We start from the raw sequence: 17185 nt of genomic DNA, 5'->3' as shown, positions 1-17185 counted from the left end.
ATGGCCGGCGAAATGATCTGGTTGAGCGCAAGGACAGGAGTTCCAGACCGCGGCCTCGGCCCAGCTGGCGCCCCTCGTCAACAAAATGGTTGTGGCCCAATGTTTTCTGCGCCGCTACCGATGACTTTATCGCATTGCGAGGCTATTCGGACTTATTGCTATATGCTTGGCGTCTAAATATTCATATCCTAATAAGGCTTCGCGTTGCTCACCCACGTTCTTGATTTGTTCCGGGCCACCAAACACAGGCACCGGGAAATGCTCGCTCCCTTCCCGATAAACCCACAGCCGTCCGGCAACCCGGACAAGGCCGGTGAAATCGTGGCGTTCTTTACGATCAACTCCTTCTATGAGACAGAAGCCGCTCGCATGACCGCGTCAGCGTGGCGTCTTGGCCTTTCTGTCCAAGCCCGGCCATTCGCCGACGCTGGATCCTGGGTGCGCAACGCGAGCCTGAAGCCGACATTCCTTGTCAATATGCGTAGGAGGCTTCAGGGACCGCTGCTGTATGTGGACGTCGACACGGTCTTCCATCATGATCCCTGGCCGGAGCTCGCCGGTTTTGATTGCGACATCGCGGTCTATCGCGAAAGTGGCCGGCTGATGGCTGGAACCATCCTCATCAACGATACGCCGGCTGCTCGCGAGATCCTCGCCTTGTGGAAGAAGCGCAGCGATGAAAACCCGGAAGTCTGGGATCAGGTCGTGCTGCAGGAAATCCTCGACGAAGATCAGGCCTCGGCAAGCCCGCGCTATCGCGAAGGCCAGCTCCCGGCGCCGTTCTGCTGGGTGTTCGACCGCCTTGAGAATGGGAAGCCCGATAAGGTGTATATCGAGCAGCTCCAGGCGAGCCGGGAAATCTATGAGCGGCACGCTCGCGGCAAAGCACGCAGAGGTCTCAACCGTCGGCAGGACCGAGTCCGGACCATTGAGCGCATTCTTGACGAACACAGAGAGCGGCTACGCAGGTAGCCGACGACAGCCATTGCTGCAGCTTCGATGCCCTCGCGGGCGGCGACGAAGCGGCTGCCATGTGGCCCGTGATCTGCAAAGCGTTCATTCCAATTCACCAGTTTAGCAGAACGGGCACCAAAAACCGTGTCAGGAGAGTTGAGGTGGGGAGATTGGCTGCGCACAAGCAGGAGCGACATTCCTACCTTGCCGAAAGTCGCATAAGATAGATTATGGAACTAAGCTTCCAGCTCGGGTCTCAGGATCGGCCGTCGGTTGCCGGTCGAATGCGATCTTACGTCCGCCGGTTCCGGTGTGGAGACAGGGTTCACAGACTGAACCCCGTTCAACGGAGCAGCCCGCCTTGGGCGGGCTGCGTTGGCACATCCTAGGCAAGTTTACTCGGCGGCGCCGATCGCCTTGAGCCCGGCGGCGGCGCATTTGGCGTCGATATCGCCCGAAGGAGCACCGCCGACGCCAATGCCGGCCACCAAGGCATCGCCGAACTTGACCGGCAAGCCGCCAGCCTGGATCACCATGCGAGGATCCATGTCACGCATGCCGTCATTTGCCGGCTTGGAGGCTATGAATTCGGCGAGCCCCGCAGTGTCGCGACCCAAGGCTGCCGCGGTGAAGGCCTTGCCTTCGGCGCTGGATGCGGTGTGTGCGCCGGAATTATCGGCCTTGAGCAGCACTTGCGTCGCGCCGCTCCGCGCCACGATGGCGACGCTGACATTGCTGCCTTCGGCAGCGCAGGCCTCCAGCGCGGCTTGTGCTGCCTTGGTTGCCCGCTCAAGCGGCAAGTAAGGGGCGGTTGGCAATTCCTGCGCTGTGGCAGCGATAGGAGCAAGAAGCGTCACTGTAAGTATGAGTTTGCGAATCATCGGGCCTCTCCTTTCCAACTAACGGGCAAAGGTTAGCGCCTCTTGCTCTCAATGTATATTTTAGGAAGCCATCACATAGACTGCCTGTCAGGCCTGCAATGCAGATCGACAAGCATCCACCGGCCTGACAATGCAATCCTCTTTTGGCATTTTGCAATCTTGAAGCGACAGCGAACTGGCGGCGGCCGTGTGGCGATCCCAGGTGCAAGATCTCGACATCGGACCTGTATCGGCGGCTCACTGCCAGGCGATCAGTGCCATCAGCTATGAAGAGAATATTCTATCTGTCTGATCTATAACGAATTTCAAGCGCCATGCCATCAAATGCCGGCTCGACATTTGCCGGAGTCTCAGCCATCACGGTAGCGTAGTCCAGCGGCCCATGCATATGGGTCAGCACAGCCTGTTTCGGGGCCAGCCGCTCGATCCACTCAAGCGCCTCGCCGAGCGACAGATGGCTCGGGTGCGTCCTGTACTGAAGCGCGTCCACGATCAGGACATCAAGATTACGCAGCCGCTCGGCGGTGGCAGCCGGAAAATCGCTGATGTCGGGGCAATAGGCTAGTCCGCCGATGCGGAAACCGAGCGATATGATGTCGCCATGGACCTGCGGCAGCGGCTCGAGGGTGAGGGCACCGCCCTCGCCTTCGATCACGACCGGCTTTGTGTGATCGATGATATGGGCGTCGACAATCGGTGGATAGGAACTGCCTGGCGGCGTCTCGAAACAGTAGCCGAAGGCCTGGCGCAGCCGCAGCATCGTTGGCTGGTCGGCATGGATATCGATCCGCTGCCGCTGGTCGAGCACGAAGCCGCGCAGGTCGTCGATGCCGTGGATGTGGTCGGCATGTGGATGGGTGTAGACGACGGCGTCGATGCGCTTGACCGAGGCCATCAGCATCTGCTGGCGGAAATCCGGTCCTGTGTCGATGACGACGGTGGTGCGGGCGCCGCTCTCGGCAATCCGCTCCACAAGGGCTGCCGTGCGCATGCGCCGATTTTTCGGATTTTGCGGATCGCAATTGCCCCAGTCGCCGGTGATGCGCGGCGTGCCCGGTGACGAGCCGCAGCCGAGAATGGTGAGGCGCAGCCGGTCTGTCATCGTTCAGGCGCTTTGCTCGGCGGGGCGCGGCATCTTGCCGAACAGCCGGAAGAAATTATCGGTCGTCAAAGCTGCGATTTCACCTTCGCTGACGCCGATCGTCTCGGCCAGAACCCTGGCCGTGTGCGCGACATAAGCGGGTTCGTTGCGCTTGCCGCGAAATGGGATCGGCGCGAGATATGGCGCATCGGTCTCCACCAGCAGCCGGTCGTGCGGCAGGTCGGCGGCTATGGCGCGTATTTCGGCCGAATTCTTGAAGGTCAGGATGCCGGAAAACGAAACATAGCCGCCCAGCGAGACGCCGACCTCGGCCAGCCTGCGTCCCGACGAAAAACAGTGCAGGACGAACGGGAAGGCGCCCTTCCCCGTTTCTTCCTCAAGGATATGAGCCATGTCGTCGTCGGCGTCGCGCGAATGGATGACCAGCGGCAGGCCCGTCTCGCGAGCAGCGGCGATGTGGTTGCGCAAACCCTGCGCCTGCGCATCGCGGGGCGCTTTGTCATAGAAATAGTCGAGCCCGGCTTCGCCGATCGCCACCACCTTGGGATGGGCGGACAGGCGCACGAGATCCGCCGTCGTCACGTCAAGCTCTTCGGCGGCATTGTGCGGATGGGTTCCGACGGAACAGTACACTTCGTCGAAAGCGTCAGCGATTTCAAGTATTTGCTGAAATCGCTTCACGCGCGTCGAAATGGTTACCATGCGGCCGATCCCGGCGGCCAGGGCGCGAGCGACGACGGCCGCCCGTTCCTCGGCGAAGTCCGGAAAATCCAGATGGCAGTGGCTGTCGACGAGCATCAGCCGTTCGCTTCCGGCTGATCGACATAACGCGGAAACACTCCTTCTGGCACAGGCAACGCTCTGCCCGGCACAAGCGCATGGTCGGCGTGGAGATGCACGAAATCGCGCTCGTCTGCCGGCACCGCCAGCAGGTCAAGCAGCTTCGCGGCCGATCCTGGAGTGAAGGGTTGGCACAGAATCGCCACGCGCCGCACCACTTCGGCCGTTGTCCACAGCACCGTTTGCATGCGCTCGGGGTTGGTCTTCTTCAGTGCCCAGGGTTCCTGTCCGGCGAAATACCGGTCGGCTTCGGCCACCACGCCGAAGATCGATGCCAGCGCCAGATGGATGCCCTGCTCGGACATTGCCTTGCGCGCGGCGGCAAGAGCGGCCGCCGCCTGATCGAGGATTGCCTTGTCGGCATCCGTCAGCTCGCCGCGCGTCGGCACCACGCCGCCGCAGTTCTTGGCGATCATCGACAGCGAGCGCTGCGCCAGATTGCCGATGCCGTTGGCAAGGTCGGCATTGGTGCGGTTGACGATCGCTTCGTGGCTGTAGCTGCCGTCCTGGCCGAACGGCACCTCGCGCAGGAAGAAATAGCGCACCTGGTCGAGCCCGTAGTGCTCGATCATGGTGAAGGGGTCGATGACGTTGCCGACCGATTTCGACATCTTCTCGCCGCGGTTGAACAGAAAGCCGTGGCCAAAGACGCGCTTCGGCAGCGGAATGCCTGCCGACATCAGGAAGGCCGGCCAGTAGACGGCGTGGAAACGCACGATGTCCTTGCCGATGATGTGCGCATCGGCCGGCCAGAATTTCCAATCATCTGCTTTTTCATCGGGATAGCCGACGCCGGTAATGTAGTTTGTCAGCGCGTCGACCCAGACATACATCACGTGCTTTTCGTCGCCGGGCACCGGCACGCCCCAGTCGAACGTCGTGCGCGAGATCGACAGGTCTTTCAGTCCCGATCTGACGAAGCTCATCACTTCGTTGCGCCGCTCGGCCGGGCCGATGAAATCCGGCTGGCCCTCATAGAGCGCCAGCAGTTTGTCCTGATAGGCCGAAAGCCGGAAGAAATAGCTTTCCTCCTCGACCCATTCGACCGGCGTTCCTTGCGGGCCATAGCGGATATTGTCGGGACGAACCTCGGTTTCCTCCTCGCCGTAATAAGCTTCGTCACGCACCGAGTACCAGCCGGCATAGCCGCCCTTGTAGATGTCTCCATTGGCAGCCATCGCCTTCCAGATCGCCTGAGAGGCCGCGTAGTGCCGCTCTTCGGTGGTGCGGATGAAATCGTCGTTGGAGGCGTTGAGCGCGGTCGCCATGCGCTTGAACTCAGCCGAATTGCGGTCGGCCAGTTCGCGCGCCGAAATGTCTTCCTTCTTCGCCGTCTGCAGCATCTTGATGCCGTGTTCGTCGGTGCCGGTGAGAAAGAAGACCTGCTTGCCGTCGAGCCGTTGAAAGCGGGCCAGCGCATCGGTGGCGATCAATTCGTAGGCATGGCCGATATGCGGCTTGCCATTGGGGTAAGAGATCGCGGTCGTGATGTAGAATGTATCGCGTGACATGAATGAACCGTCATGAATGTCTGAATGGAAGGCGTGGCGGTGGATATCGCATCGGGGCGGCGATTGCCATCCCGAGGGAACCATCACATTCGCATTGCAGACTTCAGGCGGCCGATCATGGTCAAGGCGTGCTGCTTCTTGTCGAGATTGTAGGTATCCGTCTCAGATATAGCGTCCAGCGCCTCATGCCAAGTGTCCGAAAGCGTTTTGGCTCGTGCGAGATCGCCGGCCAGCGCCGCCCGGCTCGCCGCATCGGACAACAGGTCGAGCGCCCGGCGGTTGAAGATATCGAACTGGATCGCCTGGTCGCGCCCGGCCACCACCTCGGCAAGGCGATAGGCGCCGGCGATGTTGCTCTTGCCGGCGGTCACCAGGGCGTCCAGTGTTTCGGCGATCTCCAGCCCGCCATACTGCGTCAGGAGGATCGCATTGCGGGCGCTGCCGCCCGCCCGCGTGGCCAGCGCTGCCCGCGCGGCCGGATCGCCCGGCGGCGGCGGCTCGGCGGTTTCCAGCACCGCCATCAGCTCGTCGGTATCGAGCGGCGACAGCCGCACCAATTGGCAGCGCGAGCGGATCGTCGGCAGCAGGCTGCCCGGCGCATGGACGATGAGAATGAACAGTGTTCGCGCCGGCGGCTCCTCGAGGTTTTTCAGCAAGGCATTGGCTGCATTGGTGTTCATGTCGTCGGCCGGGTCGACGATCACCACCCGGTAGCTGCCGTCATGCGAAGTCAGCGACAGGAAGCGATTGACCTTGCGGATCTCGTCGACGGTGACGACCGTCTTGAAGCTCTTGGTCTTGTCGTTCAGCGGACGGGTCAGGTGCAGCACGCCGGGATGTGCGCCGGTTGCGATCTGGCGAAACAGCGAGGACGCCGGATCGGGAACGGCGAGCGTCTCCGGCGCCTGCTCGAAGGCCGGATGCTTCAGGAGGTGATGCGCTAGATGGAAGGCGAGCGTCGCCTTGCCGATGCCGAGCGGTCCGGCGAAGATCAGCGCGTGCGGCAGCTTTCCAGCCCGATAAGCGGCGGCGAGCATGGCGGCGGCCTGCCCGTGCCCGACCAGGCGTGGCGTTTCGGACGGTTCGGGGACGCCGTCCAGCGTGTCATGCTGTTCCGGCGCGATGCGTTCGAAGATCATGCGGGTGCGGTCTGTCTGTTGCGCATGGGCGCCCTCGCCTCCAGTGCCGCGAACACCGTGGCGGTGACAACATTTTCCACCGCATCGGGAGCGGCGGATGCGTCGATCACAACGCAGCGCTCCGGCTCGGCCGCGGCGATCGCCAGGAACGCCTCGCGGCGCGCCTGGTGGATGGCAAGCGTTTCCTTTTCGAAGCGATCGGGGCCGGCGCCGGCGCCGCGACGCACCGTTGCGCGTCTCAGGCCTTCCGTGGGATCGATGTCGAAGATCAGCGTCATGTCGGGCATCATGCCATTGATGGCGACCTGCTCCAGCGTCTCCATGAACACCGGATCGAGGCCGCCGGTGACGCCCTGGTAGACGCGCGAGGAATCCAGGAAGCGGTCGCATAGCACGATGGAGCCGCGCTCGACCGCCGGGCGGATGACCTGCTCGACATGGTCGGAGCGGGCCGCGGCGAAAAGCAGCGCTTCCATCTTCGGCCCGAACGGCTCGGCGGCGCCCGAAAGCAGCACATGCCGGACCGCTTCCGCGCCCGGCGAGCCGCCCGGCTCGCGGGTGACGAGGACGTCGTATTTCTTGGCGCGCATCTTTCCCGCCAGCCGCTCGATCTGCGTCGACTTGCCTGCTCCTTCGCCGCCTTCGAAGGTGATGAAAAATCCGCGTGCCAATCGAAAGGCCTTTATCCCTTATTTGAATGGATTCTAGCGCTCTAGATAGTCCGCGTTCGGGAAAACGTCCATGCCGCCGGCGTTATCGCATGTCGCTCAAAAGTGACCTCGGCTTTGAGAGAACGACATGCATAAACAAAGACGCTAAAGCGCATTGCGTGAATCCGGTTCAGCGCGACGCGCTTTAGCGGAGCCAGCCGACGGCCAGTTCCTTGACAGCGTCGAGGGCGCGTTGCGGCAGCGTGCCGATGCCGATCGATTCGGCGGCGAAAAGCGGCGTCTCCTGGCTCAGTGTGTCGCCGATCCAGACCCGCAGCACGCCTACCGGCTGCCCCTCCTCCACAGGTGCGGCAACCGGTCCGTCATAGACGATGCTCGCCGTCAGTTTGTCGCGGTTGGCTACCGGCAGGAAGATGGCGATCGGCCCTTTCGCCTTCAGCGTCACGCCGGCCTTAATGCCGCCGAAAACCTGAGCTTGGCCCACCACCTCGTCCTTGGCGAAGATTTGCGTCTTCTCGAAGGAACGGGCACCCCATTCGAGCAGCTTGCGCGCCTCCTCGGCGCGTTCCTTGTCGCTGGCGAGCCCGCTCATCGCCGCGATCACCCGCGCGCCATTGTGGCCGACCGAGCCGACTATGCCAAAGCCGGACACCTCACTGCTGCCGACCGCCAGGCCGTCGGCGCCGATGTCCATCGCCAGCAGCGGGTTGCGATTCCTCTGCGAAATCTTGTTCCAGGTAAAATCCTTCAGGCCGTAGTAGCGATAAAGGTCCGGATACTCGCGCCACAGATGCAAAGCCAGCATTGCCAGCTCGCGCACGCTCGTCTGCTGGCCCTCCGCCGGCAGCCCGGTCGAATTGACGAAAGTCGATTTGGCCAGGCCGATCTGGCGGGCGCGTTCGGTCATCTGCGCGGCGAAATTGTCCTCGGACCCGGCCAAGCCTTCGGCCAGCACGATACAGCCGTCATTGGCCGCCTGCACCGTCACGCCCTGGATCAGGTCCTCGACCCGGACCGCCGATTTGAGCTTGGCAAACATCGTCGACGTTCCCGAAGGGGCGCCGCCCGTGCGCCAGGCGTTTTCACTCACCACGAACGTGTCGTCGAGGGTCAGGCGCCCGGACTTGATGGCGTTGAACACCACTTCCATCGTCATCAGCTTGGCCATCGAGGCCGGCTGTATCGGCTTGTCGGCGTCCTTGGAAAACAACACCGTCCCTGTGTCGGCGTCTATCATGAAGGCCTGGGCTGCCTTGGTCTCGAAAAGCTGCGCGCTGGCGGGCGCGATGCAAAACAGCAGCAGGGCCAATCCCAGAAATCCGGCCAAAGGCGGAAAGACGCGCAACTGCATGAAATCTCGACCCGTTTGCCGGTTCTGGCGCAGCCAAGCTATCAGGGTTTTTTCCGCAGGATCAACCGTGCGGGAAAAATAGATCAGTTGCGCACGGCCAGGGCGTCCGGCGCACCATGCGACCAGGCCGCCTGCAGCAGATCGTCGACGCCGCCATGGCCGTCCGGGTAGAGGTTTACCGCATACCAGTCCTTGCCGTCGAATTCGGAACGCTGGATCTCTATCCTGCCGAAGGGCTCGAGCGCGGCGGCCACGCGTTTTGCCTCGGTGGCGTCATCGAAAGTGCCGGCCGCGACATAGGCCGGCGACGGCGCCTGGGGATTGGCGCTCTTCCATGAGCGCAGGATGTCGGCGGGCGACATGCCGTCGTCGTCAAGTGCGGCAAAGACATCGGCGCTCCGCACGCGCTCGTCGGCATAGGAGAGCGAGGCCACCGAAAACGGCGATTGCGGCGGCAGGCCGATATCCGGACGCTCTGGCACGATCGGACCGAAGTCGGGCAGCGCCAGGTCACCCAACGCCGGCGATTGTGCCGGCACCTGCCCTTGCGGAACCATATCGGAATTCGTCAGCTGACCCGGAAACGGCACGGCGGCAGCACCCACCGGCAGGCTGGGCGACGGTCCGTTCATGGCCACCATGACGCCGGTCGGCAGGCCGTCCGACGGATCCGGTATCCTGTTGCCTGGATGGTAGGAGGCCATCAGATACTGGTCGTCATTGCCGTCGAGCGGCGCGCGGCCAACATATTCCACCTTCACCTCGGCCGTGCCGACATTGGCATAGTCGAGCATCTGGGCGGCGCGTTCCGAGACATCGATGATGCGGCCCTGGTGGTAGGGACCGCGATCATTGACGCGCACGATGACCGAACTGCCGGTCTTGAGATTGGTGACGCGAGCGTAGCTCGGCAGAGGCATGGTCGGGTGCGCCGCCGTCAGATGGCTCATGTCGTAGACTTCGCCGTTGGCGGTCAGCCGTCCATGAAAGGCATCGCCGTACCACGACGCCAGGCCGACCTTGGCATAGTGCTTGTCTTCCTTCGGATAGTACCACTTGCCGCGAACCTGGTAGGGTTTTCCGAGCTGGTCGCGGCCGCCGCCACGCCGCATGAAGGCGACGCGAGGGCTGGCCTTCACGCCATATTCGGTTTCGGCGAAATATTCCTTGGAACGGGTCCTCTTGTGGACCATCCCTTTTGGTTCAGGCTGCGACGCGCAGGCGGCAAGCAAGGCTGCCGACATGGTGAATAGCGCGAAAGCGCAAGCACGGCGTAGACGCGGGCGCGCCGTAGTTTGCATTTTCTGATGTCCCCTACAGTCTCGACCAAAAACGCCGCGGCTTGAACGTCGCAGGAGCCAAAGCTTACCTGACCAATACCAACGACGCCTCGAACCCCTGTCCTTTGTGCGCAGGAATTGTTTATCACGCTATTAATCGATTGTGGCCGGAACCGGGCAAGATTGTGACGCCACCCTGCCCGGCGTCGGCTGCCGGGAAACATGCGGTCCGCGCATGCCGGTTGACAGATCTTTGCCGGGCACACTAGAGCATCAGCGAGATGGCTCTCTTCATTCGCCGCCAGGCTCGAATATCTGATCGAGTGACGTTGGGCGAAGAGATGTCGCTGGAGGGATGGCCGAGCGGTTTAAGGCACCGGTCTTGAAAACCGGCGTGGGCGCAAGTTCACCGTGGGTTCGAATCCCACTCCCTCCGCCAGATTATTGCCGTAAGGTGTTGATATGGCTTCGCTAATCGCAGGTTGCGTTACCGATCCCCACTTTCATCCCACTGGTTGACTATGGAGTGCGACATGGCTCCCCCGAAAAAACGTCTGCTGGAAGAGGAAGCGCTGGCGGTGTTCCTGCGAGAGTTGGCGACCGCTGATGCCATCGCGTCGAGCCTTATCCGAGATATTGAACCGCCATCCGAGGAAGACCGCGCATTCGGAGCCGAGCCGCTGTCAAAATCAGCGAACTCCTCAGCCCGGGCAAGGGCCTGTTCCTTGACTTTGACGCTCGCCCATCGCTTGAAGCGCTTGCAGGCCGCTGGGGCGACCGGATCACCTACGTCGCCGGTAAGGCCAAGGATCAACTGGGCCTGAGCGCCGTGCTCGTGCGCCCCGATGGCTTCGTGGCCTGGGCCGCTGGGGATGACCCCAACCCGGAGGAAGCCGCTCAAGCCGCATCACGATGGTTCGGCGAACCCCGGAAAGGCATGTAGGCCTGCCCCCGAGGCTTTTCGTGCCGAATCGGCTAAGCCTTGAGCCTATGAACGAAACCTCCCTCTACGCGCCGGTGAAGCGGTTTCTCGAAAGCCTGGACTTTGCCGTGAAGGGCGAGATCGGCGGCTGCGACATCGTCGCGCTGCGTGAGGGGGAGCCGCCTATCGTCGTCATTTGCGAGTTGAAGCTGGCGTTCAATCTCGAACTGGTGCTGCAAGGCGTCGACCGCGCGACCGCCTGCGACGAGGTGTGGCTGGCCGCGCGCATGTCGGCCAGGGGCAAGGGACGCGAGAGCGACGCCCGGTTCCGCAATCTTTGCCGCCGGCTTGGCTTCGGCCTGCTCGGCGTGACGGCGAGCGACCGGGTCGAGGTGCTCCTGAGTCCGGTCACCGTCGCGCCGCGCAAGAACTCACGGCGCCGCTCGCGGCTGGTCGACGAACATCGCCGACGCCGCGGCGATCCGGTCGCGGGCGGGGGATCGCGCAATCCCATCATGACAGCATACCGCCAAAGCGCCCTCGCCTGCGCCGCGGCATTGGCCGACGGGCCCAAGCGCCCGCGCGATCTCAAGGCGCTGACGCCGCTTGCGCCGAAAATCCTGCTGCACAATGTCTATGGCTGGTTCGCGCGCGTCGACCGCGGCGTCTACGATCTGACCGACGCCGGCCGTGCCTCGCTGATGCGTTGGCCGCAGCCGTCGCACGATGAATCCCGACGCGGGATTTTGAACGCGCCGAGTGGCTGAGCGCGGGACAACGCCCGGCCCTTTGGTTGATTTTTCAGACAAAATATGCTGCTTGTCCCGCCCATGAAGACACTCTGCACGACGGTCATGGCGTTCTTGACCCTGGCTTTTCCGGCCAACGCCATGGACAGCGCCTTGCGCGCAGGCCTCCTGAAACTCGACCCGCAAACCCGCCTCGAACAGCGCTGTGATGCTGAAGTCCTCGACCGGATCACCCATGACGACCGCAAGTACAAGGCGGATCGGGTGGTCGCTTACGCCTTTGCCACGCCGGTCATGAGCGACGACGCCATTAAGAGCCCGGGAGCCGCCTTCCGCAGCAAGGGGCAATGGTACCGGCTGAAATTCAAGTGCGAGACGGCGCCGGACCATATGGAGGTTTTACAGCTCCGCTACCGCATCGGCGACGAGATTCCAGAGACCGACTGGGCAAAATACAATCTCTACGATTAGGTTTTTCACTGCCGTTTCGACTCGCTCGGCCGCGATTGTCGAATCCCCTCAATGGCGCCGCTGCAACGAAAGCGGTTTTGCGGCGTTGCCCGAAGCGATGTCTTGACGGCAAGGAACCATGCCTTTAGGGCGGGCTGGGCGATCGACAACGAACACTCGGCGAACAGGCAAGGGCTTCCAGGTCGATGGAAATATTTACTGCCGCAGGCTTATCGGCCCTTTTTCAGGTAATCGCGATCGATCTTGCGCTGGCTGGGGACAACGCCATCGTCATCGGCCTTGCGGCGGCCGGCTTGCCGGCCAGTCAGCGCAAACGGGCCATTCTGGTCGGCATCATCGCGGCCACCGTCCTTCGCATTTTCTTCGCCCTGATCACGCAATGGCTGCTGACAATTGGCCCCATGCTCCTCATCGCCGGCGGCCTGCTGCTGCTTTGGGTGTGCTGGAAGATGTGGCGGGAGCTGGGTGTCAGCCACGAGCAGGAGCGCGACGCGACCGAAGCGCTGTCGAATGGCGATTTCGACAAGGATGGGACCATTGCCGGCAAGTCGCCGCGCAAGACCTTCTCGCAGGCCGCCTGGCAGATCGTCATTGCCGACGTCTCCATGTCGCTCGACAATGTCCTGGCCGTGGCGGGAGCGGCCATGAACCATCCGACGGTGCTGATCATCGGCCTCGCTCTGTCGATTGCGCTGATGGGCTTCGCCGCGTCCTTCGTCGCGCGCCTGCTGCACAAATACCGCTGGATCGCCTATATCGGCCTGCTGATCATCCTTTACGTCGCCGTGAAGATGCTTCTCGACGGCGCCGTGCAGCAGTTTCCCGACCAATTCGCTTTCCTGGCGCCATGGTTCGGGTCGAGCGGCCACTGATCTGGAACCCTCGCGCCCGCCGATGTTGGTCAGTTTGAAATTGCAGCGTAGTGGTTCATTCTAATTGGGATTGAACCGGTGCCCATCGGCGCGAAGAAGCACGTCCACCTATATCGCTGGTAAGGATCAAACTTCATATGGGGAATGATCGTTCGATAAAACGTCATTAGACGCTCGCAGATGTGGTATCGATCATCGGGCGCAGCCTGGACACGTTCTCTCGGGATAAACCACTCTGCTTCTTGTGGCTCATTCAAGTAGGTAGGGTGCAGCCTGACAAAATAGCCGTCTTTGGTCATCCTGACATCGTTGGAATCGATGGGGCGGCAATCCTTGTTTCCGCAGCAGTCATAGTGAAGAACGGGATCGGTCTTGCCCGTATACCAACCGTGTGCGTCCGCATCGCCGGGCAGCACAAGCCACGCCAATGCAATATGTCCTAGCAACTGTTTCATGGGACTAGCCCCTCACCATTCTGCCTATAGCATATTAGTGAGTCCTAATCATAGCGCTGAAAGTCGCGTTGACTGGCTGCCATTACCCGGCAATTCGCTTTAAGAGCCGCGAACCAACGGCTTTCGGCTTCTTCGCTTCGATCTGCACAACGAGATCGCCGATGTCGGAGAGCTTGCCTGTTTGCCTGTTCGGGCGAGCCGTGCTATTGCGCCGCCCGAATTGAGCTCCCGCCAGAGCCGTGCAAACCGTTATATGTCGAGACTTCGAGCCGGATCAGCGTTTCCGGTTCATGTCATTGGAACCTTGCCCATGTCCGCCCCGCGCGTCAGCTTCGTCAGTCTCGGATGCCCCAAAGCCCTGGTGGATTCCGAACGCATCATCACGCGCCTGCGCGCCGAGGGCTATGAGATCGCGCGCAAGCATGACGGTGCCGATCTCGTCGTGGTCAACACCTGCGGCTTCCTCGATTCCGCCCGTGATGAATCGCTCAACGCCATTGGTTCGGCGCTTTCGGAGAACGGCAGGGTCATCGTCACCGGCTGCCTGGGCGCCGAGCCCGATGTCATTCGCGAGAAGCATCCCAACGTTCTCGCCATCACCGGTCCGCAGGCCTATGAGAGCGTCATGGCGGCCGTGCACGAGGCGGCGCCGCCGAGCCATGATCCCTATATCGATCTCCTGCCGCCTCAAGGCGTCAAGCTCACGCCGCGCCACTATGCCTATCTCAAGATTTCGGAAGGCTGCAACAATCGCTGCACCTTCTGCATCATCCCGGCGCTGCGCGGCGACCTTGTCTCGCGGCCGGCGGCCGATGTGCTGCGTGAAGCCGAGAAACTGGCCAAGGCCGGCGTCAAGGAACTCCTCGTCATCTCGCAGGACACCAGCGCCTACGGGATCGACATCAAATACCAGGCCAGCATGTTCGGTGATCGTGAAGTGCGGGCGAAATTCCTCGATCTGTCCGAGGAACTGGGCAAGCTCGGCATCTGGGTGCGCATGCACTATGTCTACCCCTACCCGCACGTGGCCGACGTCATCCCGCTGATGGCCGAGGGAAAGATCCTTCCCTACCTCGACATCCCCTTCCAGCATGCTTCGCCGCAGGTGTTGAAGAACATGCGCCGGCCGGCACATGGCGAAAAGACGCTTGAGCGCATTCGCGGCTGGCGCGATGTGTGTCCCGACCTCGCCATCCGCTCGACCTTCATCGTCGGCTTTCCCGGCGAGACCGACGAGGATTTCGAGATGCTGCTCGACTGGCTGGACGAAGCAAAGATCGATCGCGCCGGCTGCTTCAAATATGAACCTGTACGGGGCGCGCGCTCCAACGAACTCGGCCTTGAGCAGGTGCCGCAGGAAATCAAGGAGGCGCGCTGGCACCGCTTCATGCAGCGCCAGCAGAAGATCTCGGCGACGCAATTGGCCAAGAAGGTCGGCAAGCGCCTGCCGGTGCTGATCGACGAAGCACATGGCACGTCGGCCAAGGGCCGCACCAAATACGATGCGCCGGAGATCGATGGTTCCGTCCACATCCAGTCGCGACGCCCGCTGCGCGCCGGCGACATCGTCACCGTCAAGGTCGATCGCGCCGACGCCTATGATCTCTACGGTTCGGCCGTCTGAGGGCTGCGATTTACCACATTTCGCGATAGTTCCGGCCATTTACCCTGTGCGGCCGCCGTCTGCTTTATGGTTTCCGGACCGTAAATGCAGGAACTCAGGATGGACCCCAGACCTGTCCGCCAGGACTATATCGCGACACTGGACCTGTTGAGGCTGGCCGCGGCGCTGGCCGTCGTGCTGTTTCACTATTTCTTTCGTGGCGCGGCTGCAGACGGTTTTCTCACGGCGGGTTATCCTCAGGCCGCGCCGCTCGCTTTATACGGCTATCTCGGCGTCAATCTGTTCTTTCTGATCAGCGGTTTCGTCATCGCATGGTCGGCGGATGGCCGCGGCTGGGAAGAATTCGCCGTCGCGCGTTTTGCGCGTCTATATCCGGGCTTTCTGCTCTGCATGACGATAAGCTTCGCGGTTATCGCCTCTTCCGGCACACCGCTGCTCCCAGTCTCCTTCAGCCAATATCTCGCCAATCTCACGATGTTCGCGCCGGCCGTCGGTCAGCCTTTCATGGACGGCGTCTACTGGTCGGTCGTGCTTGAAGTGGTTTTCTACGGATGGGTGACGCTGGCCCTCGTTGCCGGCATTTTCCAGAAATGGAAATTGAGGCTGATCCTCGGCTGGCTGGCGATCTCGGCCATTAACGAACTCTTCCTCGGCAGCGGCGCGGCGCGGCTTCTGTTTCTCACCGAGTTCGGGCCGTTCTTCGCCGCCGGCATGCTGGTCCATCATCTCCACGCGCATGGTCGCTCAGTGCCGGCCTTGCTGCTGCTGCTGGCGGCCGCCTTCGTGCTCTCCAGTTATACGCTGTCTGTGACGCAACAGTGGATGATCGGGCACTACGGCATTGCGGTCTCGTCCGCCCATCTCGTGGCCGCCAACCTAGCGATGCACGCGGCGCTGATCGGCGCTGTCCTGCTGCGCCACCGGATCAGGCCGTCGGCGTTCACGCTGGCTCTCGGCGGGCTGACTTACCCGCTTTATCTCCTTCACCAGAATGCCGGCTATCTCTTCATCAACGCCTTGACGCCGCTGGCCGGCAAATGGGTTGCAGCGTGGACCTGCGTGGCGCTCATGGTTTTGGTGTCGTGGGCGATCTGGCGCTATTTCGAGCGGCCGGTGCAGCGTTGGCTCAGGATCCGGCTCAGTCTCGTGGTGGACGCCGGCCTGGTGCGGTTTCGCCATGTCTCGGTGGCCGCGCAAGCCGCCGAATGAGAAAGGGCGCCGCGCGGCGCCCTTTCCTGACGAACGTACGTAGAGCTTATTGCGGCAGCTTGTCGTCGACGCCCTTGACGTAGAAATTCATGCCGAGCAGCGTGCCGTCATCGGCGACCTCGCCGTCCTTCAGCCATGGCGAGCCGTCCTGCTTGGCGATCGGTCCGGTGAAGGGATTCCAGCCGCCGGCAATTTTCTTTTCGGTCGCCTCGGCCATTGCCTTCACGTCGTCGGGCATATTGGTGTAAGGCGCGAGCTTCACCGCGCCGTCCTTGATGCCGAGCCAGACATTGTCGGGCTTCCAGGTGCCGTCGATCGCTGCCTGAACCCGGCTGATGTAATAAGGTCCCCATTCGTCGGTCAGCGAGGTCAACTGCGCGTTCGGCGCGAACTTGATCATGTCGGAGGACTGGCCGAAGCCGTGCAGCTTGCGCTCCTCGGCCACCTGCAGGGCCGCGGTCGAATCCGTGTGCTGGACGATGATATCGGCTCCCTGGTCGAACAGGGCCTTGGCCGCATCGGCTTCCTTGCCCGGATCGAACCAGGAATTCACCCAGACGATCTTGGCCTTGAAATTCGGATTGATCGACTGCGCACCGAGCATGAAGGAGTTGATGCCCATCACCACTTCCGGGATCGGGAAGGAGACGATGTAGCCGGCGACGCCGGACTTCGATTCCTTGGCCGCGATCTGACCGAGCACATAGCGGCCTTCATAGAAGCGCGCATTGTAGATGCCGAGATTGTCCGCCGTCTTGTAGCCGGTGGCGTGCTCGAACATCACCTTGGGGAACTTCTTGGCGACCTTCACTTCTGCATCCATGAAGCCGAAGGACGTGCCGAAGATGATCTTGCAGCCCTCGCGCGCCAAGCGCTCGAAAGCACGGTCGGCATCGGGGCCTTCGGAGACGTTTTCAAGATAGGCGGTCTCGACCTTGTCGCCGAGCGCCTTTTCGACTTCGAGGCGGCCCTGGTCGTGCTGGTAGGAATAGCCGAAGTCGCCGATAGGGCCGGTATAGACCCAGCATGCCTTCAGCTTGTCGGCGGCCTCCGCGGACGCGACCAGCGAAAATGCCGCTGTCGTCGTCATCAGGGCAATAAGCAGTTTTTTCATCGTGTTACCTCTCTGAGTTAAGCCTTGGAGCTTCCCGTCT

16 protein-coding genes, 1 tRNA gene and 1 pseudogene are annotated in these 17185 nt (G+C 62.0%); 8 read left to right on the top strand and 10 right to left on the bottom strand.

Annotation, left to right across the window (positions count from 1 at the left end):
• Positions 1-204: 204 nt before the first annotated feature.
• Positions 205-972: a putative nucleotide-diphospho-sugar transferase gene (locus tag FJ951_RS13645; RefSeq protein WP_210239544.1), complete on the top strand. Its 768-nt coding sequence runs from the start codon at positions 205-207 to the stop codon at positions 970-972.
• Between the two features lie 377 nt (positions 973-1349).
• Here the strand turns inward: FJ951_RS13645 and FJ951_RS13640 are convergent, their stop codons facing one another.
• The 8 genes from FJ951_RS13640 to FJ951_RS13605 all read right to left on the bottom strand — a co-directional run bounded on the left by FJ951_RS13640 (position 1350) and on the right by FJ951_RS13605 (position 9750).
• On the bottom strand, positions 1350-1835 hold the full coding sequence (locus tag FJ951_RS13640; protein ID WP_140498580.1) for a heme-binding protein: 486 nt from the start codon (positions 1833-1835) through the stop codon (positions 1350-1352).
• A 280-nt stretch (positions 1836-2115) separates the two neighbouring features.
• Complete coding sequence (locus tag FJ951_RS13635) at positions 2116-2937, bottom strand: MBL fold metallo-hydrolase (RefSeq protein WP_140515409.1); 822 nt, start codon at positions 2935-2937, stop codon at positions 2116-2118.
• Positions 2938-2940: 3 nt separating this feature from the next.
• Positions 2941-3735: a TatD family hydrolase gene (locus FJ951_RS13630; protein WP_140515408.1), complete on the bottom strand. Its 795-nt coding sequence runs from the start codon at positions 3733-3735 to the stop codon at positions 2941-2943.
• Positions 3735-5288 carry a methionine--tRNA ligase gene (gene metG, locus FJ951_RS13625; RefSeq protein ID WP_140515407.1) on the bottom strand — a complete coding sequence of 518 codons (1554 nt, stop codon included), beginning with the start codon at positions 5286-5288 and terminating at the stop codon, positions 3735-3737. The genes FJ951_RS13630 and metG overlap by 1 nt, the downstream gene beginning before the upstream one ends.
• 83 nt (positions 5289-5371) lie before the next feature.
• Positions 5372-6427 carry a DNA polymerase III subunit delta' gene (locus FJ951_RS13620; RefSeq protein WP_140515406.1) on the bottom strand — a complete coding sequence of 352 codons (1056 nt, stop codon included), beginning with the start codon at positions 6425-6427 and terminating at the stop codon, positions 5372-5374.
• On the bottom strand, positions 6424-7098 hold the full coding sequence (gene tmk, locus FJ951_RS13615) for a dTMP kinase (protein WP_140561191.1): 675 nt from the start codon (positions 7096-7098) through the stop codon (positions 6424-6426). The genes FJ951_RS13620 and tmk overlap by 4 nt, the downstream gene beginning before the upstream one ends.
• 184 nt (positions 7099-7282) lie before the next feature.
• Positions 7283-8449: a D-alanyl-D-alanine carboxypeptidase family protein gene (locus FJ951_RS13610; RefSeq protein WP_140515404.1), complete on the bottom strand. Its 1167-nt coding sequence runs from the start codon at positions 8447-8449 to the stop codon at positions 7283-7285.
• Between the two features lie 83 nt (positions 8450-8532).
• Entirely contained in the window at positions 8533-9750 is a 1218-nt protein-coding gene (locus FJ951_RS13605) for a septal ring lytic transglycosylase RlpA family protein (protein ID WP_140498587.1), read from the bottom strand.
• A 328-nt stretch (positions 9751-10078) separates the two neighbouring features.
• On the opposite strand from FJ951_RS13605, the gene FJ951_RS13600 reads away from it, so the two are divergent.
• From FJ951_RS13600 to FJ951_RS13575, 5 genes and pseudogenes are all read left to right on the top strand, one after another.
• A tRNA-Ser gene (locus FJ951_RS13600) sits at positions 10079-10168 on the top strand.
• Between the two features lie 246 nt (positions 10169-10414).
• Positions 10415-10672, top strand: a pseudogene (locus FJ951_RS28790) (FAD-dependent oxidoreductase); the annotation flags it as partial.
• Between the two features lie 47 nt (positions 10673-10719).
• Positions 10720-11418, top strand: a complete 699-nt coding sequence (locus FJ951_RS13585) for a DUF2161 family putative PD-(D/E)XK-type phosphodiesterase (RefSeq protein WP_140515402.1) — start codon at positions 10720-10722, stop codon at positions 11416-11418.
• Between the two features lie 45 nt (positions 11419-11463).
• A complete protein-coding gene (locus tag FJ951_RS13580) occupies positions 11464-11871 on the top strand; it encodes a DUF930 domain-containing protein (RefSeq protein WP_140498595.1) in 408 nt (135 codons plus the stop codon).
• A gap of 185 nt (positions 11872-12056) precedes the next feature.
• Complete coding sequence (locus FJ951_RS13575) at positions 12057-12743, top strand: TerC family protein (RefSeq protein ID WP_140498596.1); 687 nt, start codon at positions 12057-12059, stop codon at positions 12741-12743.
• 29 nt (positions 12744-12772) lie between these two features.
• On the opposite strand, the gene FJ951_RS13570 is transcribed toward FJ951_RS13575, so the two are convergent.
• Entirely contained in the window at positions 12773-13198 is a 426-nt protein-coding gene (locus FJ951_RS13570) for a hypothetical protein (protein ID WP_140498597.1), read from the bottom strand.
• Between the two features lie 310 nt (positions 13199-13508).
• On the opposite strand from FJ951_RS13570, the gene rimO reads away from it, so the two are divergent.
• Both rimO and FJ951_RS13560 read left to right on the top strand, forming a co-directional pair.
• A complete protein-coding gene (rimO, locus tag FJ951_RS13565; protein WP_140498598.1) occupies positions 13509-14822 on the top strand; it encodes a 30S ribosomal protein S12 methylthiotransferase RimO in 1314 nt (437 codons plus the stop codon).
• A gap of 99 nt (positions 14823-14921) precedes the next feature.
• Positions 14922-16031 carry an acyltransferase gene (locus FJ951_RS13560; protein WP_140515401.1) on the top strand — a complete coding sequence of 370 codons (1110 nt, stop codon included), beginning with the start codon at positions 14922-14924 and terminating at the stop codon, positions 16029-16031.
• Positions 16032-16077: 46 nt separating this feature from the next.
• Here the strand turns inward: FJ951_RS13560 and FJ951_RS13555 are convergent, their stop codons facing one another.
• On the bottom strand, positions 16078-17145 hold the full coding sequence (locus FJ951_RS13555) for a BMP family ABC transporter substrate-binding protein (protein WP_140498600.1): 1068 nt from the start codon (positions 17143-17145) through the stop codon (positions 16078-16080).
• Positions 17146-17185: the final 40 nt, after the last annotated feature.

This window comes from Mesorhizobium sp. B2-2-3 (assembly GCF_006442405.1).
In the GTDB taxonomy this organism is placed as follows: domain Bacteria; phylum Pseudomonadota; class Alphaproteobacteria; order Rhizobiales; family Rhizobiaceae; genus Mesorhizobium.
This window is presented reverse-complemented; position numbering and strand designations above follow the sequence as displayed.

Coding starts and splice junctions, on each gene's coding strand:
- FJ951_RS13640 (WP_140498580.1), bottom strand. CDS start 1,835: ATGATTCGCAAACTCATACTTACAGTGACGCTTCTTGCTCCTATCGCT.
- FJ951_RS13635 (WP_140515409.1), bottom strand. CDS start 2,937: ATGACAGACCGGCTGCGCCTCACCATTCTCGGCTGCGGCTCGTCACCG.
- FJ951_RS13630 (WP_140515408.1), bottom strand. CDS start 3,735: ATGCTCGTCGACAGCCACTGCCATCTGGATTTTCCGGACTTCGCCGAG.
- metG (WP_140515407.1), bottom strand. CDS start 5,288: ATGTCACGCGATACATTCTACATCACGACCGCGATCTCTTACCCCAAT.
- FJ951_RS13620 (WP_140515406.1), bottom strand. CDS start 6,427: ATGATCTTCGAACGCATCGCGCCGGAACAGCATGACACGCTGGACGGC.
- FJ951_RS13610 (WP_140515404.1), bottom strand. CDS start 8,449: ATGCAGTTGCGCGTCTTTCCGCCTTTGGCCGGATTTCTGGGATTGGCC.
- FJ951_RS13605 (WP_140498587.1), bottom strand. CDS start 9,750: ATGCAAACTACGGCGCGCCCGCGTCTACGCCGTGCTTGCGCTTTCGCG.
- FJ951_RS13585 (WP_140515402.1), top strand. CDS start 10,720: ATGAACGAAACCTCCCTCTACGCGCCGGTGAAGCGGTTTCTCGAAAGC.
- FJ951_RS13580 (WP_140498595.1), top strand. CDS start 11,464: ATGCTGCTTGTCCCGCCCATGAAGACACTCTGCACGACGGTCATGGCG.
- FJ951_RS13575 (WP_140498596.1), top strand. CDS start 12,057: ATGGAAATATTTACTGCCGCAGGCTTATCGGCCCTTTTTCAGGTAATC.
- FJ951_RS13570 (WP_140498597.1), bottom strand. CDS start 13,198: ATGAAACAGTTGCTAGGACATATTGCATTGGCGTGGCTTGTGCTGCCC.
- rimO (WP_140498598.1), top strand. CDS start 13,509: ATGTCCGCCCCGCGCGTCAGCTTCGTCAGTCTCGGATGCCCCAAAGCC.
- FJ951_RS13560 (WP_140515401.1), top strand. CDS start 14,922: ATGGACCCCAGACCTGTCCGCCAGGACTATATCGCGACACTGGACCTG.
- FJ951_RS13555 (WP_140498600.1), bottom strand. CDS start 17,145: ATGAAAAAACTGCTTATTGCCCTGATGACGACGACAGCGGCATTTTCG.